At 70.6% G+C, this 20,678-nt stretch carries 19 protein-coding genes; 7 read left to right on the top strand and 12 right to left on the bottom strand.

Annotated features, from left to right (window positions below):
• Positions 1-19: 19 nt before the first annotated feature.
• Genes FK530_RS00590 through ssd form a run of 4 tightly spaced genes read right to left on the bottom strand, consistent with a single transcriptional unit; the run spans position 20 to position 3,673 of the window.
• Positions 20-622, bottom strand: a complete 603-nt coding sequence (locus tag FK530_RS00590) for a type II secretion system F family protein (RefSeq protein ID WP_146485053.1) — start codon at positions 620-622, stop codon at positions 20-22.
• Complete coding sequence (locus FK530_RS00585; RefSeq protein ID WP_146485052.1) at positions 619-1,419, bottom strand: type II secretion system F family protein; 801 nt, start codon at positions 1,417-1,419, stop codon at positions 619-621. The genes FK530_RS00590 and FK530_RS00585 overlap by 4 nt, the downstream gene beginning before the upstream one ends.
• Entirely contained in the window at positions 1,416-2,597 is a 1,182-nt protein-coding gene (locus FK530_RS00580; RefSeq protein ID WP_146485051.1) for a TadA family conjugal transfer-associated ATPase, read from the bottom strand. Before FK530_RS00580 ends, FK530_RS00585 begins: the two co-directional genes overlap by 4 nt.
• Positions 2,594-3,673, bottom strand: coding sequence for a septum site-determining protein Ssd (ssd, locus tag FK530_RS00575; protein WP_166443236.1), 1,080 nt, complete (start codon positions 3,671-3,673; stop codon positions 2,594-2,596). The genes FK530_RS00580 and ssd overlap by 4 nt, the downstream gene beginning before the upstream one ends.
• A 148-nt stretch (positions 3,674-3,821) precedes the next feature.
• On the opposite strand from ssd, the gene FK530_RS00570 reads away from it, so the two are divergent.
• Positions 3,822-4,643: an HAD family hydrolase gene (locus FK530_RS00570; protein WP_146485050.1), complete on the top strand. Its 822-nt coding sequence runs from the start codon at positions 3,822-3,824 to the stop codon at positions 4,641-4,643.
• A gap of 449 nt (positions 4,644-5,092) precedes the next feature.
• Here FK530_RS00570 and FK530_RS00565 read toward each other — a convergent pair whose 3' ends face one another.
• From FK530_RS00565 to FK530_RS00545, 5 genes are read right to left on the bottom strand one after another with little or no spacing between them, the layout of a single operon-like run.
• Positions 5,093-5,830, bottom strand: coding sequence for a Fic family protein (locus FK530_RS00565; protein ID WP_146485049.1), 738 nt, complete (start codon positions 5,828-5,830; stop codon positions 5,093-5,095).
• Positions 5,831-5,878: 48 nt separating this feature from the next.
• Positions 5,879-7,642, bottom strand: coding sequence for a dipeptide ABC transporter ATP-binding protein (locus FK530_RS00560; protein ID WP_146485048.1), 1,764 nt, complete (start codon positions 7,640-7,642; stop codon positions 5,879-5,881).
• Positions 7,642-8,592 (bottom strand): ABC transporter permease, encoded by a 951-nt coding sequence (locus FK530_RS00555; RefSeq protein WP_146485047.1) that lies wholly within the window; start codon positions 8,590-8,592, stop codon positions 7,642-7,644. The genes FK530_RS00560 and FK530_RS00555 overlap by 1 nt, the downstream gene beginning before the upstream one ends.
• Positions 8,585-9,511: an ABC transporter permease gene (locus FK530_RS00550; RefSeq protein ID WP_146485046.1), complete on the bottom strand. Its 927-nt coding sequence runs from the start codon at positions 9,509-9,511 to the stop codon at positions 8,585-8,587. The genes FK530_RS00555 and FK530_RS00550 overlap by 8 nt, the downstream gene beginning before the upstream one ends.
• A gap of 4 nt (positions 9,512-9,515) precedes the next feature.
• Positions 9,516-11,060, bottom strand: coding sequence for a peptide ABC transporter substrate-binding protein (locus tag FK530_RS00545; protein ID WP_146485597.1), 1,545 nt, complete (start codon positions 11,058-11,060; stop codon positions 9,516-9,518).
• 311 nt (positions 11,061-11,371) lie between these two features.
• On the opposite strand from FK530_RS00545, the gene acs reads away from it, so the two are divergent.
• The 4 genes from acs to FK530_RS00525 are packed head-to-tail and all read left to right on the top strand — an operon-like array spanning position 11,372 to position 16,005.
• On the top strand, positions 11,372-13,318 hold the full coding sequence (gene acs, locus FK530_RS00540) for an acetate--CoA ligase (RefSeq protein WP_146485045.1): 1,947 nt from the start codon (positions 11,372-11,374) through the stop codon (positions 13,316-13,318).
• A gap of 44 nt (positions 13,319-13,362) precedes the next feature.
• Positions 13,363-14,226 (top strand): ABC transporter permease, encoded by an 864-nt coding sequence (locus FK530_RS00535; RefSeq protein ID WP_146485044.1) that lies wholly within the window; start codon positions 13,363-13,365, stop codon positions 14,224-14,226.
• The gene (locus FK530_RS00530; protein WP_231706441.1) at positions 14,219-15,046 is read left to right on the top strand and encodes an ABC transporter permease; all 828 of its coding nucleotides are present in this window, start codon (positions 14,219-14,221) and stop codon (positions 15,044-15,046) included. The genes FK530_RS00535 and FK530_RS00530 overlap by 8 nt, the downstream gene beginning before the upstream one ends.
• Positions 15,043-16,005 carry an ABC transporter ATP-binding protein gene (locus tag FK530_RS00525; protein WP_146485043.1) on the top strand — a complete coding sequence of 321 codons (963 nt, stop codon included), beginning with the start codon at positions 15,043-15,045 and terminating at the stop codon, positions 16,003-16,005. Before FK530_RS00530 ends, FK530_RS00525 begins: the two co-directional genes overlap by 4 nt.
• Here FK530_RS00525 and FK530_RS00520 read toward each other — a convergent pair.
• On the bottom strand, positions 15,978-16,502 hold the full coding sequence (locus FK530_RS00520) for a nuclear transport factor 2 family protein (protein ID WP_146485042.1): 525 nt from the start codon (positions 16,500-16,502) through the stop codon (positions 15,978-15,980). The two genes, FK530_RS00525 and FK530_RS00520, sit on opposite strands and share 28 nt — an antisense overlap.
• A gap of 44 nt (positions 16,503-16,546) precedes the next feature.
• Here FK530_RS00520 and mug point away from each other — a divergent pair, with 44 nt between their 5' ends.
• Positions 16,547-17,146 (top strand): G/U mismatch-specific DNA glycosylase, encoded by a 600-nt coding sequence (gene mug, locus FK530_RS00515; protein WP_146485041.1) that lies wholly within the window; start codon positions 16,547-16,549, stop codon positions 17,144-17,146.
• On the opposite strand, the gene FK530_RS00510 is transcribed toward mug, so the two are convergent.
• Both FK530_RS00510 and FK530_RS00505 read right to left on the bottom strand, forming a co-directional pair.
• Positions 17,103-17,999, bottom strand: a complete 897-nt coding sequence (locus tag FK530_RS00510; RefSeq protein WP_146485040.1) for a 2-dehydropantoate 2-reductase — start codon at positions 17,997-17,999, stop codon at positions 17,103-17,105. The two genes, mug and FK530_RS00510, sit on opposite strands and share 44 nt — an antisense overlap.
• Before the next feature lie 2 nt (positions 18,000-18,001).
• Positions 18,002-19,321, bottom strand: coding sequence for an MFS transporter (locus FK530_RS00505; protein WP_146485039.1), 1,320 nt, complete (start codon positions 19,319-19,321; stop codon positions 18,002-18,004).
• Positions 19,322-19,400: 79 nt separating this feature from the next.
• Here FK530_RS00505 and nhaA point away from each other — a divergent pair, with 79 nt between their 5' ends.
• Entirely contained in the window at positions 19,401-20,615 is a 1,215-nt protein-coding gene (gene nhaA, locus FK530_RS00500) for a Na+/H+ antiporter NhaA (RefSeq protein ID WP_146485038.1), read from the top strand.
• Positions 20,616-20,678: the final 63 nt, after the last annotated feature.

Raw genomic sequence — 20,678 nt, 5'->3', positions numbered from 1 at the left:
CCCCCTTCCGTCGGGCCGCCTACAGCAGCCCCTCCCCGAGCACCTTGCCCGCGAGTCCCATCACCACCGGCACGATGCCCAGGCACACGAAAGCCGGTAGGAAGCACAGTCCGAGCGGTCCCGCGACGGCGACGCCGGCGCGTTCGCCAGCGGCCACCGCGCGGTCCTCCGCCTGCGTGCGCTCGGTGCGTGCGAGGTCCGCCAGGCCCGATGCCGGCGACGAGCCGGCGCGCGCGGACCGTCGCAGCATGCGCGTCAGCCCGACCACCTGTGAGTCCGTCGAATCCGTCCGCCAGGCCGTCTCCGCGTCGGAGCCGAGGGCGAGCAGTTCCGCCGCGCGGGCGAGCACGTCCGCCAGCGCGGGCGGGGCGCCCGTGGCGACGGCACGCGCCGCCTCCGCCGTGGGCATACCCGCGCGCAGGCACACCGCGAACAGGTCGTAGGCCGCGGCCGCCTCGAAGGGGTCGGGCCCCGGCGCGCGACGCGGTAGGCGCGGGATCCGGGTTCCCGCGGGGCCGTCACCGACGATCGCGGTCACCGTCGCGCGGGCCGCGACGGGAAGCACCACGAGCGCCGCCGCGAGCAGCGCCAACGCCAGGGCCAGCGGCGTGTGCCCGCTCACGACCGGCCTCCGGTCCTCGTCCCGGCGGCACCGTCGGCGATGGCGCGCGACCACAGCAGCCCCGCGCAGGTGAGGCACGTTCCGGTCACCAGGAGCGCTCCGCCCGCACCTGTGCCGATCAGCGTGCCGAGCGGATCGGCGCCGATCAGCTGCCCCATTGCGACGCCCAGCACCGGCAGCGCGGCGAGGACCTGCGCCGTGGCACGGGCCCCAGCGAGCGACGAGTGCGCCCGCTGCTCGTAGCGTTCGCGGGCCCGCAGGTCCTCTCGCACGGAGGTGAGGAGCTCGCCCATGCCGATGCCGTGTCGGGTGCCCGTCTCCCACGCGGCGGCGAGCCGCGACCATGCGGCGCTCTCGGCCGCATGCGCGCGCAGCCCCGCCGCGACGTCGCCACCGAGTTCGGCACGACCCGCCATCTCGGCGAAGACGGCGCGCACGTGCGGGTCCTCGGCGTCGCGGCCGGCGGTCGTGCACGCGGCCGCGGGATGCGCGCCCACGGAGAGTTCCGCGACCATCGCGTCCACCCCGGCCAGGATCGCCGTGAGCCGGGCGGCCCGCTGCCGGGCGACTCGGTTCCGCGCCCGCAGATCACGGACGGTGCCCGCCGCGAGCGCCGCGGCAAGCGCCTGGCCCGGCCCGATGAGGAGCGCGCCGATCGGAAGCACCACCGCCAGCCAGCCCCAGCGCAGCGCGATCGGCGCCGCCGCTGGTGCGTGCTCCGCTCGGAGACGGGCGGCGGCGGGGCCGCCGGGCCACGTCAGGGCTGCCGCGGCCAGCAGCAGGATCGCCGCGGTCACGGCACGCCCCGCTCGTCGAGGAGCGCGTGCACGTGGTCGACCGCCGCCGTGAAACCACGGTCGCGCTCCCACGCCGGGAGCACCCGCACGTAGCCGTCGTCGCCGCGGTCCACGACACCGATGCTGCGCAGTCCGCGCCGCCCCGTCGGCCAGCGGTGCACCGCGAAGACCACCTGGAACGCCGCCGCGAGCTGCGCGTGCAGCGCCTCCCGGCCGAGCCCGCCGAGGGCGGCGAGCGCCTCCAGGCGGGCGGGCACCTCCCGCGGCGAGTTGGCGTGGACGGTGCCCGCCCCGCCGTCGTGACCGGTGTTCAGCGCGGTGAGCAGGTCCACGACCTCGGCGCCGCGCACCTCGCCGACGACGATCCGGTCGGGCCGCATCCGCAGCGCCTGACGGACCAGGTCGCGCACCGTGACCGCACCCACGCCCTCGACGTTCGCCCCGCGCGCGAGCAGCGAGACCACGTGCGGGTGCACCGGATCGAGTTCGTGGGCGTCCTCGACGCACAGCACGCGCTCGACCGGATCCACTGCGCCGAGGAGGCCGTTGAGCAGCGTGGTCTTACCGCTCCCTGTCCCGCCGACCACGAGGAAGGCGAGGCGGGCGGCCACGACCCGGCGCACGAGGTGCGCGACCTCCGCCGGCACGGCGCCGCCGTCGACGAGTGAGTCCAGCGTCTGGGTGGCGGGGCGCAGGACGCGCAGCGAGATGCAGGTTCCGCCGTGCGCCAGCGGCGGCAGCACGGCGTGCAGCCGGATCCCGCTGCCGGCGCGACCACCCGGTCCGGCGGGCAGATGCCCGTCGACCCAGGGCTGCGCATCATCGAGGCGGCGACCCGCGGCGAGGGCGAGCCGCGCGGCGAGCCGGCGCACGGCGTCGTCGTCCTCGAAGACGACGTCGGTGCGTTCGAGGCCCGCACCGCGGTCGATCCAGACCCTTCCGGGCCCGCAGACGAGCACGTCCGCGACGGCCGGGTCGGCGAGCAGCGGCTCGAGCCGGCCCGCGCCCACGAGCTCCGTCTCGAGGTAGGCGAGCCCGTCGAGCAGGTCGGTATCGCCCAGCACACCTCCGCATTCGGCGCGCAGCGCCGCGGCCATCACGTCCGGGGTGAGGACCGCGGCGGAGTGCGCGAGCCGTTCCCGCACGCGCGCGAGCAGGTCCGAATCGGGCGTCGTCATGCCGCACCCCGCCGGACGCCGTCCAGCACCCGCCCGGCGGCGAGCGCCAGCGGCGATCCCTTCTTCAGGCGCAGGCCGCCGCCGTCCAGCAGTACGTCGAGGCCCGACTGCGGCCGCATCGACGCGAGGAGGGGCACGCCGACGGCTCGCGCCACGTCGCGCGCGGAGAGGCCGCCGGGCGACGGTCCGCGCACCACCAGCCCGACCTGCCCGGCGCGCCCCGACACCCCGTCGGCCACCGCACGCGCCGCAGCGCACCCGCGGACCGTCGCCGCCGCGACGACGACCACGACATCGGCGACCTCGAGGCACGCGGCGGTGGCCGGATCGTCACGCCGCGGCAAGTCGACGACGGTGACGCCGACGCTGCGGCGACCCGCATCGATGACCGCGAGCAGCCCCTCGACGGGGATGTCCGGCGCTCTTGTCCCGCCCGAAGCCCCGCCCGAGGCCAGGACGGCCACGGCGCCGGCGCGACCCGGGAGCGCCGCGACCAGGGCCTCCGCCGGGACATGGCCGCCGCGCAGGGCGAGGTCGCCCCACCGCAGGCCGGGCATGTCGGCGCAGCCGAGGAGCAAGTCGAGGCCGCCGCCCCACGGGTCCGCATCGACCGCGAGCGCAGTGATCCCGCGGCCCGGTGCGGTGACGGCGATCGCGGCCGCCAGGACCGACGCGCCGGCACCGCCGTGCCCGCCGAGGACGGCGACCACGCGGGAGCGCGCACCGTCGTCCTGCTCGCGCGCCGCGAGGAATCGCGCCAGGTCCCGCACCTGTGCGGGCAGCACGAAGACCTGAGCCGCCCCCACCTCGACGGCCGCCGCCAGCTCCGCCAGCCCGGCCTCGGCCGCGACGATCGCTACCCCGTCCCGGCGTGGGAGGCCGCCCGCCCGCGCTGCCTCCGCCATCGCGGTCGCCGCGGCCACGTCCAAGACCAGGCCCGCCGCGGATGCCCAGCAGGCGCGGGGCCGGCCGCGGTCGATGTCCGTGACCGACCGCGCCGCCGCCGCGGCGGCCCGCCGCACGTCGTCGGCCAGCGCCCCGTCGGCCACCGCCATCCCGATCTCGATCCCCCGCATGGGCACAGCATCGGTCCGGGGCCCGTCCGGTTCGACCGATTCGGTCCCTGCCTGTGGAGGAATCCGTCCGATTCGAGAATCCTGTGGAGGAAACCGGGGTCCGCTCTTGCGCGGTGCGCAGCGGTGTGGCACCGGTAGGCTGATCGTCGTGAGCCCTACCGCGCCCGACGAGGCCCCGGTGCGCCGGGTCGCCGCCTTCTTCGACCTGGACAAGACGATCATCGCGAAATCATCCGCGCTGGCGTTCTCGCGTCCCTTCTTCGACGAGGGGCTGCTCAATCGTCGCGCCGTCCTCAAGTCGAGCTACGCGCAGTTCCTGATGATGTTGACGGCGGCGGACCACGACCAGATGGAGCGCATGCGCGATCACCTCACGCAGATGTGCGAGGGCTGGAACGTCGAGCAGGTGACGTCGATCGTGCGTGAGGCCCTGCACGACGTGGTGAACCCGCTGGTCTTCGCGGAGGCCGCCGAGCTGATCGCCGGTCACCACGCCCGCGGGCACGACGTGGTGATCGTCTCCGCGTCGGGCGAGGAGATGGTGGCGCCGATCGCCGAGATGCTCGGCGCCGACTACTCCGTGGCCTCGAAGATGAAGGTCGAGGACGGCAAGTACGCCGGCGAGGTCGAGTTCTACTGCTACGGCGAGAACAAGGTCGTCGCGATGGAGTCGCTCGCGGCCGAACACGGGTACGACCTCGCGCAGTGCTTCGCGTACTCGGACTCGATCACCGACGTGCCGATGCTGGCCGCCGTGGGGCACCCCACCGCGGTCAATCCCGACCGTGGCCTGCGCAAGGAGGCGGCGGAGCGCGGCTGGCCGGTCGTCTCGTTCTCCAACCCCACACCGTTGCGCGATCGAATCCCCACACCATCGCGGAATTCGGTCCTCGCGAGCGCCGGCCTCGGCGTCGTGGCCGCGGGCGCCGGCGTCGCGACTTATCTTGTGCTGCACCGGAAGAAGCAGTGATACCGGCCAGTAGCAACTCGTCCGAGAAATTTCCCGCCTACCCCTTGATGTGACGGCGCTCACAAGGTAGAAAGGAGTCACGGAGCGGCGCAAAGCCAAACCCCCACCGGAAGAGAAGGTCGAGGGTTCCTGAGCGTCAAGGCTCCCAGCACGGACACCAGGCACCCACGCGGAGCTCGCCACCTATGGCGGAAAGCGCTGTGAGCCTGCGTCGCCGGGGAAATCAGTGGTCAGCACAAGATCTGCGGATAGTGGATCTCTCCACCGGTGCACGCCGAGGCCGTAATACAGCCCACCCTCACGCACGCTTGGTAACCGGGATCCGTGCTAGCGAACGGCGATTCGGACCCGTTCTGAGGAAAGCACCTCGTGTGCATCTTCCTCAGCTCAGGCCGGGTCGCCGTTGCGCATGTCCGGGGTTCGTTCTCCCCGAAGCGGATCCGAGCGGATCAGCGCTCGGCCAGAGCCAGCGCTTCCAACCCGCCGGCCTCCAACGCCTGGCAGCACAGCACCACCCACGCGACCACACCGTCGGGATCGCCCATGCCGAACCCATCCGCGGCGTCGGCGTAGCTGGGCGCGAACTTCAGCCAGGTCGTCTCCGGGATTCCGAGGGCGTGCGGGTCGAGTCCGGAGGCGACGGTGACCAGCCGCGACGCCGCGCGCGCGACGACACCGTCGGCCACCTCGAACGGGCGGAGCGAGAGCAGTTCCCCGTGCACGATCGCCGCGACCACCGGCGCGGGCGCCTGCGTGCCGCCGGTCACGAGCTGCGCGAGGAGCCCGAGCCGCTCGCCGGTCCCGGGCCGGGGCCGGCCGAGCCGGTTGTCGTCGCCGTCGACGAGGTCCGCGGCCGCGAGGGTGTGCAACCGGGCCAGGACCTGCAACGGCGCGCGGCGCCAAACGCCGACGGTCGCGTCCAGCAGGTCACCGTCGATCGCCTGGTAGGCGCGCATCGACCCCGCGAGGACGGGATCGTTGATCAGTTCGTCGCGGCTCAGCGCGACCGCGCCGCCGTCGAGGGCGGCGGACGCGCGGGCACCGCGCAGCGACGATTCCGTGGCGGTGGCCCGCCACTCGCGACGGTTCGCGGGGTGCCGGTGCACCTTGGCGAGCGCCTCCCGTGCGGCGGTGGCCGCCTCCGCGACGGCGGGGACGGCGACGAGCGGGCTCAGCGGGTCGGTCACACGCCCCACCCTAGCCCGCGCGTCGCGCGTCCCCGGGCCGACCCGGACCTAGCCCGCCAACTCGATCGAGCCGCCGGGAATGGCGTCGATCAGCTTGCGCGTGTAGTCCGACGTCGGGTTGTCGTAGACCCGATCCGTCGGCCCCTGCTCCATCACCTTGCCGCCGGACATCACCAGCGTCTGGTGGGCGATCTGCTTGACCACCGCCAGATCGTGGGTGATGAACAGGTAGGTCAGGCCCAGCTCGTTCTGCAGCCCTTCGAGGAGCGTGAGGATCTGCGCCTGGACGAGCACGTCGAGCGCGGAGACCGCCTCGTCGAGCACGATCACCTCCGGATTGAGTGCCAGGGCCCGAGCGATGGCCACGCGCTGACGCTGACCGCCCGACAGCTCGTTCGGGTACCGGTGCATCGTGTCCACCGGGAGCGCGACCATCTCGAGCAGTTCCTTGGCCCGATCCACGCGCGAGGCCTTGTCCCCGATTCCGTGCACCACCAGTGGCTCGGTGATCGCCCGGTAGATCGAGTACATCGGATCCAGGGAACCGTAGGGGTTCTGGAAGACGGGCTGCACCCGGCGCCGGAACTCCTTGGCCTCCGCCCCGCGGATGGTGGTGACGTCCTTGCCGTCGAATTCGACGGTGCCGCTGGTCGGCTCGAGGAGGCCCAGCACCATGCGCGCCACCGTCGACTTGCCCGACCCGGACTCGCCCACCACCGCGGTGGTGGTGCCCCGCAGCATGGTGAAGCTGACGTCGTCGACCGCGCGGAAGTCGCTGCTCTGGAAGGGCAGCGAGCCGCGGATCGGGAAGTCCTTCACCAGGTTCGAGGCCACGACGACCTCCGCGGGCCCCGTCGAGGCGGCGTCACGCAGCCCGTCCCGGACGGTCTCGGCCTCGACCCTTGCCTCCGTGACATCGGTGACGGCGACGGCGACCGGCGGCGTCTCCACACGACGCGCGGACAACGACGGGGCGGCCGCCACCAGACGCTTCGTGTACTCGTGCTGCGGATCCTGCAGGATCTCCAGCGCGGGACCGGATTCCACGACGCGCCCCTTGTACATCACGACGAGGTGGCTGGCACGCTCGGCGGCCAGTCCCAGGTCGTGCGTGATGAGCAGCACCGCGGTACCGAGGTCCGAGGTGAGCGTGTCGAGGTGGTCCAGGATCTGGCGCTGCACCGTCACGTCGAGTGCGGAGGTCGGCTCGTCGGCGATGAGCAGCTTCGGCCGGCAGGCCAGGCCGATCGCGATGAGCGCACGCTGCTTCATGCCGCCCGAGAACTCGTGCGGGTACTGGTTCACCCGCTTGTCGGGATCCTTCATGCCGGCCTCCGCCAGCAGCGCGATCGCCCGCTTCTTGGCGTCGCCCTCCTCGGCGTTGTTGGCCTTGAGGGTCTCCCGGATCTGGAAGCCCACGCGCCACAGCGGATTAAGGTTGGTGTTCGGGTCCTGCGGGACCAGGCCGATACCGTTGCCGCGGATCTTCTGGAAGTCCTTCTCCGAGGCCTTCGACAGGTCCTGACCGTCGAAGACGATCTGCCCGCTCGCGACCCGGCCCGTGCCCTGCAGCAGGCCCATCACGGCCGCGGCCGTGGTGGACTTGCCCGAGCCGGACTCGCCGACGATCGCCACCGTCTGGCCCGGATAGACCGTGAGGTTGGCGCCCCGCACCGCGGGGACCGGCTTGCCCTGCACCTCGAACTCCACGACCAGGTCGCGGATCTCGAGGAGCGGGCCGGGCGATTTGCCGAGGGCCGAAGCGACCTTGTCCTTGATCTTTCCCAGACCGTGCTTGTGCTCGTCGGACATCAGCGCTTCCTCGCCTTCGGATCGAGTGCGTCACTCAGGACGTCACCGAGCATCATGAACGTGAGCACGGTGAGCGCCAGGGCGGCCGCAGGGAAGAACAGGATGGGAGTGCCCTCGCGCAGCAGCGTCTGCCCGTCGGCGATGTCCATGCCCCACGAGACCTCGCTCGCCGGGAGGCCGATGCCCAGGTAGGACAGCGTCGCCTCGGTGACGATGTAGATGCCGAGCGCGACGGTGGCGACGACGATCACCGGACCGAGGCAGTTCGGGATCACGTGCGTGAAGAGCGTCCTGACCTTGGACGCGCCCAGGGACTTCGAGGCGTCGATAAACTCCTCGTTACGGATCGAGATGGCCGCCGATCGCGCGATGCGGGCGATCTGCGGCCAGCTGAAGATCGTCAACACCAGCACCACCGAGTAGACCGTGCGCGAGGTGACCATCTGCATCACCACGACAGCGGCCAGCATGAGCGGGACGCCGAAGAAGATGTCCGACAGGCGCGCGATCAGTGAGTCGAGCCAGCCCCCGTAGAAGCCGGCGGTGGCACCGAGCAGGCCGCCGATCACCACCACAGCGATCGTGGTGAGCACGCCGACCAGGACCGAGGCGCGGGCACCGTAGATCGTGCGCGCGTAGATGTCGTAACCCTGGAGATCGGTGCCGAACCAGTGCTCGCCGCTGGGCGGCAGGAGCGAGCGGTCGAGCGAGGCCTCGTGCGGGTCCTTGCCGAAGGCGAAGACGCCCGGGAAGAGCACCACGAGCAGGATCAGCGTCAGGAGGGCGACGCAGACCCAGAACAGTGGCTTCACCTTGAGCTGGAGCCACGCCGTCTTCCAGAAGCCCGCGGGCTCCACGTCCTTGGCGACGGCGTCGACCGCGCCGACCACGACGTCGTCCGCAGCGGCGACGAAACGTTCCTGTCCGGGGAAGGTGTGATTGTCAGGCATAGCGGATCCTCGGGTCGAGGGCGGCGTAGAGCAGGTCGACCACCACGTTGCAGATCAGGTAGATGACGATGAGCACCGTGACGAAGGAGACGACCGTGGTCGCCTCGCCACGGATGATCGCCTGGTAGATGGTGCCGCCCACGCCGGGGATGTTGAAGATGCCCTCGGTGACGAGCGCACCGCCCATGAGCGCGCCGATGTCCGCACCGAGAAAGGTGACCACCGGAATGAGCGAGTTGCGCAGGACGTGCACGAGGACGACGCGCGAGCGCGGGAGCCCCTTGGCCGTCGCGGTGCGCACGTAGTCGGCGGTGAGGTTCTGCGAAACCTGCGATCGGGTGAGTCGCACGACGTACGCGAAGGACACCAGCCCGAGCACGATGCCCGGCAGCAGCAGGTGATAGAAGTCCAGATTGCCGCCGACGGTGACCGGGAACCACTGCAGCTTCACGCCGAAGATGAACTGGGCGATGAAGCCGAGCACGAAGATCGGCACCGCGATGATGACCAACGAGACGAAGAGGATGGTGGTGTCGAACCACTTGCCCTTCTTCAGACCCGCCAGCACGCCGAAGAAGATGCCGAGCACCGCCTCCACGACCAGCGCGATGAGCGCGAGGTTCACCGTGACCGGGAAGGCCCGCTTCATGACGTCCCACACCGGCTGCCCGGAGAAGGACGTGCCGAAGTCCAACGTGAAGACGCCCCTGATGTAGTACCAGTACTGCACCAGGAAGGGCTGATCGAGGTGGTACTGCGCGCGCAGCCCCTCCACGACCTCCGGGGGCAGAGTCCTATCACCGCCGAGCGCGGCGATGGGATCGGCCGGCACGAGGAAGACGAGTGCGTAGATCAGCAGCGTGGCGCCGAAGAAGACGATCACCAACTGCCCGAGCCTGCTCAGGAGATATCTGGCCATCCCACTACTCCTTCGTGATGTTCGTGAAGTCGAAGCGGCCGTTCCAGGTGATCTCGCCGCGCACACCCTCGCCGACGCCGCCGGCGGCCTTGTAGTCCCACAGCGGGACGACCGGCAGATCCGCCAGCAGGAACGACTGGGCCTCGTTGATGAGGCGCGTCGACTGCGCCGGGTCCAGCGCCTGCTGGGCCTGCGCGATCTTGGCGTCGAACGCCGGGTTGCTGTAGTCGCCGTCGTTGGAGCCGCCGCCGGTCAGGTAGTTCGACTCCAGGAAGTTCAGCTGGGTCGGATAGTCGCCCTGCCAGCCGTTGCGTCCCGCGGACTTCAGTGTCTTCTTGGTCAGCTCGTCGCGGATCTGCTTGAACGTCGCGTAGGGCTTGCCCGCGGCGTCGATGCCCAGCGTGTTCTTGATCTGGTTGGTCACCGCATCGATCCACTGCTTGTGGTCGCCGTCGGAGTTGTAGGCGATCGTGAACGACCCCGTCCACGGTGTGATCGCGTTCGCCTGCGCCCAGCGCTGCTTCGCCAGCTCCGGATTGTGCTTGGTGGTCTCGTTGCCGGGGATGTCCCCGCTCCACCCCGGGATCGATCGAGCCGTGAACTCGACCGACGGGTTCCGGAAGCCCTGGAAGACCACGTCGATGATCTGCTGCCGATCGATCGACATGGAGATGGCCTGGCGACGCAGGCGCCCCTCCTCGTCGTTCCCGAAGTGCTCCAGGAACTGCGGGATCACGAAGGACTGCGTCTGCGCGGTCGGGCGCACGATGGCCTTCTTGCCCAGCGTCTTCTCGAAGGAGCGCAGCGCGCTGTTGGGGATGGTGTCGAGCGCGTCCAGGTTCCCCGAGGTCAGATCGACGTAGGCAGGGTCGTACGACTCGTACATGACGAAGGTGAGCCCGCCGTTCTTCGGCTTGGGACCCTTGTACTCATCGAAGCGGACGGTCTCGAGCTGGACGTTGTGCCGCCATTGCTTCAGCTTGTACGGTCCGTTGCCCACCGGATTCTGGCCGAACTTCTCCTTGCCCTCCGTGAAGAAGACGTCGGGAAGCGGCACGAACGGGACGTAGCCCAGGGCCAGCTTGAAGTCGATGTTCGGTGCAGCGAGGTCGATCGTGAACGTGTAGTCATCGATCACCTTCAGACCGCTCATCTCGGTCTTCGTGGCACCCTTCTCCGACACCTCGTCGAACCCGGCGATCGGAGCGTAGAAGCTCTGCTGCTTCTGGAGGTTGCCGATGGCGGCGCCGAAGTTCCAGGCGCGCACGTAGTTCGATGCCTTGACGGGGGTTCCGTCGTGGAAGGTCCAGTCCCGCTTGAGTTTCACCGTGAAGTGTTTGTTATCGGCGGTCTCGACCGACTCCGCGTTCGCCAGCTGAGGCGTCCCGTCCGCTTGGTACGAGTACAGTCCGGTGAACATCATGTCCAGGACGCGGCCACCCATGTTCTCGTTCGTGTCCGACGGCACCAGGCCGCTCTGCGGCTCGCCGCCGTTCACCCGGATGATCGCATCGGGTCCCACCGTGTTCTGGGACCGCGCGCCCTGCATGCTGCACCCGGACACCGCCAGGCTCGCGGCAACGGCGACAGCGAGGATCGCCCGCGTCGTCGACCATCGCTTACTTCGTATTCTCACAACTACCTCCGCCGGAGTTGGCCAGTTCAGTGCACAGCACTTTAAGCGCACCTCACTACTCTGTCCCGACAATGCGTCCCGTCGATCCCCGTCCCGGCGAGTCCGCACCCGGTGCTGCCGTCTCGGGGTATAAGAGGAGGGCAACCCCGTGCAACCCCGGCGTTCGGCGTCCCAGATTCGGGAAAGCCCTGCCCGGTCCTGCACGGGGTCCCTACGATTGACCCATGACTGATTCCGCGACAGCCGCTTACCCGCCCTCCGCTGAATTCGCAGCTCAGGCCAACACGCACGGTCGAGACCTGTACGACCGTGCCGATGCGGACCGTCTGGGCTTCTGGGCCGAGCAGGCGAACCGCCTGCACTGGGACACCCCGTTCGGCGAGGTCCTGGACTGGAGCGGCGCGCCGTTCGCCAAGTGGTTCGTCGGCGGCGAGCTCAACGTCGCGTACAACTGCGTCGACCGCCACGTGGAGGCGGGCAACGGCGATCGCGTCGCGATCCACTGGGTCGGCGAGCCCGGCGACAGCCGCGATCTCACCTACTCCGACCTCAAGGACGAGGTCAGCCGCGCCGCCAACTACCTCACCTCGCTCGGCCTCGAGCCCGGGGACCGCGTGGCCATCTACATGCCGATGGTCCCCGAGGCCATCGTCGCCATGCTCGCGTGCGCCCGGCTGGGACTGACCCACTCCGTGGTCTTCGGCGGCTTCTCCGCCGCGGCCCTGCGCTCGCGCGTCGACGACGCCGAGGCCAAGGTCGTCATCACCACCGACGGCCAGTTCCGCCGCGGCAAGCCCGCACCGCTCAAGGCCAACGTCGACGAGGCCCTGGACATGGAGATCGACGGCCGGAAGGCCCAGTCGGTCCAGAAGGTCATCGTCGTGCAGCGCTGCAAGAACGACATCGACTGGCACGACCGGGACGTCTGGTGGCACGAGTCGGTGGGTGCGGCATCGTCGGAGCACACCCCCCGGCCCTTCGACGCCGAGCACCCCCTGTTCCTGCTCTACACCTCCGGCACCACCGGCAAGCCGAAGGGCATCGTCCACAGCTCGGGCGGGTACCTGACGCAGGCCGCCTACACGCACCACTACCTCTTCGACCTCAAGCCGGAGAAGGACGTGTACTGGTGCACGGCCGACATCGGCTGGGTCACCGGCCACACGTACATCGTCTACGGGCCGCTCGCGAACGGCGCCACGCAGATCGTCTACGAGGGCACGCCGAACTCGCCGAACGAGCACCGCCACTTCGAGATCATCGAGAAGTACGGCGTCTCGATCTACTACATCGCGCCCACCCTGGTGCGCACGTTCATGAAGTGGGGCCGCGAGATCCCCGACGCGCACGACCTCAGCTCGATCCGCGTTCTCGGCTCCGTCGGCGAGCCGATCAACCCCGAGGCCTGGCGCTGGTACCGCGACGTCATCGGCGCCGGCTCGGCTCCGATCGTCGACACCTGGTGGCAGACGGAGACCGGCGCGGCCATGGTCGCGCCGCTCCCCGGCACCACCACGCTCAAGCCCGGTTCGGCCATGGAGCCCGTGCCCGGCATCAGCGCCAACATCGTCGACGACGACGGGAACAGCCTGCCCCGCGGCGAATCCGGCCTGCTCGTACTCGACAAGCCGTGGCCGGCGATGCTGCGCGGCATCTGGGGCGATCCGGAGCGCTTCGTGGACACCTACTGGTCGCGCTACGCCGACCAGGGCTGGTACTTCGCGGGCGACGGTGCGCGGTACGACGAGGACGGCGCCCTCTGGGTGCTGGGCCGCGTCGACGACGTCATGAACATCTCGGGCCACCGCATCTCGACCGCCGAGGTCGAGTCCGCACTCGTCGGGCATCCGGCCGTGGCCGAGGCGGCCGTCGTGGGCGCCTCGGACGCGACCACGGGCCAGGCCATCGCGGCCTTCGTCATCCTGCGCCAGGGCGTCGACGACTCCGACCCCGACAAGCTCGTCGCGGAGATGACCGCCCAGGTCAGCAAGGACATCTCGCCGATCGCCAAGCCGCGCGAGATCAACATCGTGCCCGAGCTGCCGAAGACCCGCTCCGGCAAGATCATGCGCCGCCTGCTCCGCGACGTGGCCGAGGGCCGCGAGCTGGGCGACACGTCGACGCTGGTCGATCCGACGGTCTTCGAGAACATCCGCAAGCAGCGGAGCTGAATCACCTCGCATCTCGCGAACGAGGGCGGTAACGTCCGGTAGCTGTGTCGTCGCAAACCGCGGCCGTGGTTCCCGGGCGTGCCGCCCTCCTCCGTGCTCTCCGCTCGGCCGTCCTGCCCTACGCGCGCCTGACGGTGGCCGGCTTCCGCCAGCAGTCCACCTATCTCGGCGCGGCGGCAGCGGGCGTGTTCACCAACGCCGTCTTCGGTTTCGTCAAAATGGCGATCCTGCTCGCGACCCTGCGGGGCGCGGGCGGTGTCGCGGGCGGCTACACGCCGCAGCTGATGATCAGCTACATCTTCCTGTCCCAGGGCATGCTGACGGCCATCGGTGCCTTCGGGGGCGACGGTGCCCTCGCCGAGCGGATCCGCACCGGCGACATCGCCGTCGACTTCCTGCGCCCGCTGAACGTCCAGTTCGCCACTCTCGCGACGGTGCTCGGCGGCGCGGTCTACTCGCTCATCCCGCGGGCGCTGCCGCTCGCCGCGATCGGCGCCGCGACCTCGATGATGGCATGGGCGGGCGAGCCGGCCGCCTACCCGCTGGCCGCGGTGAGCGTGCTGCTGTCGATCGTGCTGGCGCAGGCGCTGCTGTACTGCGTGCAGGTCCTCGGCTTCTGGGTCGTGGACACCCGCGGGATCCAGATGTTCTACGTGGTCGCCGGCACCTTCCTCATGGGCATGTTCGTGCCGGTCGGCCTGTTCCCCGACTGGCTGGCCCGGATCGCGGAGTTCACGCCGTTCGCGTGGATCCTCATGCCGCCGTGCGACATCCTCTCGGGCCGTATCGACGTCGCCGCGGGACTGGGTACGGTCGCGGTCCAGGCGGGGTGGACGGTGGCGGTGCTCGCCCTCGGTCAGCTGCTCACGGCGGCGGGCCGGCGACGCCTGGAGGTGCAGGGTGGCTGACACCGCCTCCGCCCCGCGGCCCGGGCCGCTCGCGCCGTACCGCGCGGTGCTGACCTCCCGAGTACAGGCGCAGGTGAGTTACCGGGCATCGCTGGGGATGGACCTGATCGCCGCGCTGCTGCTCGGCCTGGTGGAGCTGGCCGAGGTGTGGCTCCTGTTCCACAACGCGAAGATCATCGGCGGGCTGACCTTCTCCGCCGTGCTGCTCGTCTTCGCGCTGGCCGACCTCTCCTTCTGCGCCGCCGACATCCTGTTCGGGCATCTCGACAAGCTGCCGCGGTACGTCCGGGCCGGGACCATCGACGTCTTCTACCTGCGTCCGCAGCCGATCCTGTTGCAGCTCATGACCAGCGACATCCGCATCCACCGGCTCACCCGCCCCGCAGTGAGCCTCTTCGCGCTGGGCTACGCCCTCACGCACAACGCGATCGACTGGGGGCCGGGCGCCGTCGGCATGCTCGTCCTCGCGCTCGTCTGCGGGCCGATCATCTACTCGGCGGTCTTCGTGATCGCCGCCGGATTGCAGTTCGTCCTCGTCAACGGCGCGGAATTCACCAGCTCCTTCGTCTACGGCGGCCGCTACGCCGCCTCGCAGCCGGCCTCGGTGTGGCCCGGCGCGATCAAGGTGACCTTCGGCTTCGTCCTCCCGCTGGCCTTCACGGGGTACCTCCCCGCCCTGTACATCCTGGGCCTGCCGGGCGACGGGCCCTTCCGCCCGGAGCTGGCCTGGGCGCTGCCGCTCGCCACCGCGTGGGTGGCCCTTCTGGCGGGCGCGACGTGGCGGTTCGGACTACGGCACTACCGAGGGGCGGGCGGATGACCGGCGAGCACGTCATCGAGACGCGGGGACTCACCCGGACCTTCGTCAAGCGCGGATGGAACGGGCGCACCAAAACCGTGACGACGGCCGTCGACCAACTCGACCTCACGGTCGCGCCGGGCGAATCCGTCGGGTACATCGGCGCGAACGGCGCCGGGAAGTCGACGACGATCAAAATGCTCATGGGCATCCTCGTGCCCACGTCGGGGACGGTGCGCACCGTCGGGCTCGATCCCCTGGCCCAGCGGCGCGACGTGGCCCGGCGGGTGGGCGTGGTCTTCGGGCAGCGGTCGCAGCTGTGGTGGGACCTGCCCACCGGCCGGTCGCTGGAGATCCTCGCCGCCGTGCACCGCCTCCCCGATGCCGTCGCGAAGGAGCGTGCCGACCGGCTCGTCGAACAACTCGAACTGGGCGACTACCTCGACCGGCCGGTGCGGCAGCTCAGCCTCGGCGAGCGGATGCGCGCCGAAGTCGCCGCCTCGCTGATGCATTCGCCCGAGCTGCTGATCCTCGACGAGCCCACCATCGGGCTCGACGTGCTGAGCAAACAACGCCTGCGCGAATTCCTCATCGCGGAGCGCGCCGAACGCGGGCTCACCCTCCTGCTCACCACGCACGACATGGGCGACGTGGAGCGGCTGTGCGAGCGGATCCTGGTCGTCGATCACGGGCGCACCGCCTTCGACGGCGACCTGGACGGCCTGATCGGTACCGTCGGCGCCGCCCGCGTGCTCGTGCTCGACCTGGACCGGCCCACCCCGGATCTCCAGGTCGACGGTGCGCGGCACCTCGCCAGCGAGGGCGGGGGCCTGCGTCAGCGGCTGGAGCTGAGCGCGCCGCTGCCGCAGGTGCTCTCGGGCGTCGCCGAACGGGCGACGATTCGCGACCTCACCGTCGAAGAACCTGACATCGAGGACGTCGTGCGGCGGCTCTACGCGCGCTCGCGGCCGAACACCTGAGCGCGGAGCACGTCGATCGGGTCGCCCCCGCCGCGTGCCGGCGGCGGCCCCGCCTCCGGCACGCCGAGCGGCCCCGTGAGGTCCTTCTCCCAGCGCGTCCACTCGGTGACGGCCCAGCGCTCCGCGATCCCCCAGCGCCCGTCCCGGCGCTCGAACCGGTCCACGTAGCGCAGCCCCAGCGTGAGGAAGGCCTGCAGGTCGGCGCCCGGCGCGGACCAGTGCGTCGCGGTGCAGTAGGTCTCGACCACGGCGACCTCGCCCTGCACCTCGCACAGGTGGTTGCCCACCTGATGGTGCGTGCCGCCGAGCGACTCCAGTTGCCCGCGCACCCAGGGCACGTACTCCTCGACGGGCCCGTCGAAGCCGGTGTGGTGATCGACGGCGCCGGGGTGGTAGCAGGCGCGCACCGCCTCCAGGTCGAGGCGATCGATGCCGCGGCAGTAGCGCAGCACCACGTCGTGGATCGCCGCGCGGGCGAGCAGGTCGTCGACGGTCATGGCCTTCAGTGGACCACGCGGGCGCGAACCGGTAGGCAGTATCCATGGGTTTCACCCGCGAGCAGTTGCTCGCCTACTCGGATACGACGGTGCCGGACCTGATCGGGCCCGGCTGCCGGCTGCTCTTCTCCGGCATCAACCCCGGCCTGTGGACCGCCGCGACCGGCGCGCACTTCGCCCGGCCCGGCAACCGTTTTTACCCCGCGCTGTACGCGGCGGGCATCGTGGACCACCTCATCGACGCCACCGACGGGATGAGCTTCGCCGACCGGAACGCGCTGGTGGACGCCGGGATCGGCATCACCAACGTCGCGCCGCGGGCCACCGCCAAGGCGAGCGAGTTGACGGCCGAGGAACTCCGGGAGGGCGGGGAGGCGCTCGTCGAGCGGGTGCAGCGGGTCGCCCCGCGGATCCTCGCCGTCCTGGGGATCACCGCCTACCGCACCGCCTTCCACGAGCCGAAGGCGGTCCCCGGGCCGCAGGAACGCACCGTCGGCGAGACGCAGGTGTGGGTCCTGCCCAATCCCAGCGGGCTCAACGCGCACGAGACGACGCCCACGCTCGCGGCGGCGTACCGTCGGGCCGCCGAGGCGGCGGGGATCAGCCTCGCTGCACCGCGTCCGCCCGGACCTGCACCAGCGTGAGGTCGAGCAGGGGCGTGGCGACGCCCAGTTCGCGGGCCCGCGCCGCGAGGTCGCCGAGGATGTGCTCGGCCTCGTTCGGCAGGCCCGCCAGCAGATCCCGGTAGAGCGACGAGGTCATCGCCGAGTCCGGGTCCAGCAGTACCGATTCGGTCCGCTCGTGCGCGTCCGCGGGTACCGGGTGGCCGGCGGCGGCCGCGACGGCCTCGGTCTCCGCGATGATCGCCCGCACCTGCGGCTCGCCGCCCGCCGCGAGCACCGGCCCGACGGGACTGCGGAACAGGCAGCAGAGGATCCCCGTGGCCGCGATGAACGCCCACTTCGCCCACAGCGCGCCGGCGACGTCCTCACTCACGGTGAGCCGGATGCCGGGCACGTCGAGCGCCCGCGCGACCTCGGGCGCACCGTCGCCGATGGTGAGCGCGGACCAGTCGGTCAACTGGACCACCGCCCCGTCCTCGAGCGTGGCGACGATCATCGCGAGCGCGCCGAGCACGCGCGCCCCGAACTCCCGCTCCAAGCGGGCCAGGTGAGCAAGGCCGTTCAGGATGGGCAGGACGACGGTCCGCTCGCCCACCGCGGGGCGCAGCTCGGCGATCGCGGCCTCGAGGGCCGGCGCCTTCACCGTGAGGATCACGAGGTCGAAGACCTGCGGCGCCGCCGCGAGCTCGTCGGCGGTGAACACGGCGACCTCGTGCGTGCGGGTGCCGTCAGGGTCCGTGAACCGCAGCCCGTCACGCCGGAGCGCGGCGGCGCGGGCCGGGCGGACCAGGAAGGCGACGTCCCGGCCCGCCTCGATCAGGCGGGAGCCGAAGGCCCCGCCCGTCGCGCCCGCACCCACGACGAGGATCCGCACGACTAGACCTTGTCGAGTTCCACGTCGCGCGTCTCGTGCATCAGGATGAGCGCGATCAGCGTCGCGCCGCCCGCGAGCGCGAGGTAGACGCCCACCCAGCCGACGCCGTAGTCGCTCACGAGCCACGTCGCGATGAACGGCGCGATGGCGGCGCCGAGGATCGACGCGAAGTTGTACGAGATGCCGCTGCCCGTGTAGCGGACGTTGGTGGCGAAGAGCTCCGGTAGAACCGCGCTCATGGGGCCGAAGGTGAGGCCCATGAGGGTGAGTCCCGCGATGAGGACGGCCAGCATCGTGCCCTGCGTGGTGGTCGCCGGGTCGAGGATCCAGTGGAAGGAGAGCCCGTAGGCGATGATCGCGAGCGTCACCACGATGAGCACCTTGCGGCGGCCGATGCGATCGGCGAAGTACCCGGAGACCGCGACGAAGGCGGCGAAGAACAGCACCGCGATGAGCTGCATCTGCAGGAAGTCGATGTAGGAGATGCCGAGCTTCACGCCCGACTTGTCGACCACCTTGCCGGTGCCGTACGAGACGATCCACGTGGTGACCAGGTAGAACAGCGTGTAGGTCGCGACCATCACGAAGGTGCCGATGATGAGCGGCCGCCACGCGGTGCGCAGCACCTCGCCCAGCGGCGCCTTGACCTTCTTGCCGTCCTCGACGGCCTTCGCGAAGACGGGGGTCTCGGTCAGCTTGAGCCGGACGTACAGTCCGACGATCACCATCACGGCCGAGGCGAGGAACGGGATGCGCCAGCCCCAGGTCATGAACGCGTGGTTCGAGGTCGAGGTCTTCGAATCGAAGTCCATCAACTGCATGATGACCAGGAAGGTGCCGTTCGCCAGGAAGAATCCGAAGGGCGCGCCCAGCTGCGGCCACATCGCGGCCCAGGCGCGCTTGCCGGGGGCCGCGGTCTCCGTCGCCAGCAGCGCCGCGCCCGACCACTCGCCGCCCAGGCCGAGGCCCTGCGCGAAGCGCATCACCGCGAGCAGGGCCGGGGCCCAGTAGCCGACCTGATCGAAGGTGGGCAACACACCGATGAGGAAGGTCGCGATGCCCATGGTGAGCAGCGAGCCCACCAGGGTGGCCTTGCGGCCCACCCGGTCGCCGAAGTGGCCGAACAGGATCGACCCCAGGGGGCGCGCGGCGAAGGCCAGGCCGAAGGTCGCGAACGAGGCGAGCAGCGCCGCGGTGTCGTCCCCCTTCGGGAAGAACAGGGTGGGGAAGACCAGCACTGCCGCGGTCGCGTAGATGTAGAAGTCGAAGAACTCGATGGTGGTGCCCACCATGGAGGCGACGACGATTCGCCTGCGATTCATTGCGCAGAGATTACGCGGGGCACGCGGGCCCGATCGCGGTGACCCGGGTCACGCAGGGTACCTGCGGTACCGTCGACGAATGAACGACGCACCGACCCGGTTCCGGGCCTCACGGGCGTTGATCCGCTTCCTGCGCACCGAGACCGTCGGCGGCACAGCCCTTCTCATCGCGGCGGCGATCGCACTCCTGTGGGCCAACTCGTCCTGGTCAGACAGCTACGCCCACCTCGCCGAGATCAAGGTCGGCAGCGACGACTGGACGGTCTTCGGCTATCCGCTCCACCTGCAGCTGTCGCTGGCGGACTGGGCCAAGGACGGCCTGCTCGCGGTCTTCTTCTTCGTCGCCGGGCTGGAGCTCAAACGCGAGCTCGTGGTGGGCGAGCTGTCGACGATCCGCGGCGCGGCGCTGCCGGTGCTGTGCGCGATCGGCGGCGTGGTGGTGCCGGCGATCATCGCCTTCGGCATCGCCCGGGACACCCCGTACATCGGCAGCGCCTGGGCCATCCCCATCGCGACGGACATCGCTTTCGCGCTGGGCATCCTCTCGCTCATCGGCTCGCGACTGCCCTCGGGCGCGCGGGTCTTCCTGCTCGGGTTGGCCGTGGTCGACGACCTGATCGCCATCGCGGTGATCGCGGTGCTCTTCGCCGGCGACCTCAAGGTCGGGTGGCTCGCCGTCGCGGCGGCGGGCTGCGCCCTCTACTGGTTCGGTCAGCACCGGCGGATCACCTCGCCCCTCTACTACGTGCCGATCGCGATCGTCGTGTGGATCGCCATGCTGCAGTCCGGCGTGCACGCCACCATCGCGGGCGTCGCGCTCGGCCTGCTCACCCGCGTGAAACCGGACCCGGGTGAGCACGAATCGCCCGCGGAACGGCTCGAACACCGGATCCAGCCGGTCTCGGCCCTGATCTGCGTGCCGATCTTCGCCTTCTTCGCCTCGGGCGTCGCCGTGAACGGCGAGGTCTTCCGCGAGCTCTTCACCGACGAGCTGGCGCTGGGCATCATGATCGGCCTGTTCTTCGGCAAGATCATCGGCATCTCGGGGGCCAGCGTGGTGGCGGTGAAACTGCGGCTGGCCGAGCGCCCGGAGGGGCTCTACAACCGGGACATCCTGGCGCTCAGCGTGCTCGGAGCCATCGGTTTCACCGTGAGTCTCCTGGTCGCGGAGCTCGCCCTGCCCGAGGGCGAGGCCGATCTCGCCAAGGCCGCGGTCCTGCTGACGTCCGTGGTGGCGTCGGTGATCGGGGCGCTGCTGTTGTTGCGGCGCGGAAGGGTACACGCGGCCGGGTGACGGGCCGTGCGCGCGGCCGAGAGGTCGACACGTCGTGGTCGCGCGGACACGCCGGGGTGACCT

Source organism: Tsukamurella conjunctivitidis (genome assembly GCF_007858475.1).
GTDB classification, from domain to species: Bacteria; Actinomycetota; Actinomycetes; order Mycobacteriales; family Mycobacteriaceae; genus Tsukamurella; species Tsukamurella conjunctivitidis.
This window is presented reverse-complemented; position numbering and strand designations above follow the sequence as displayed.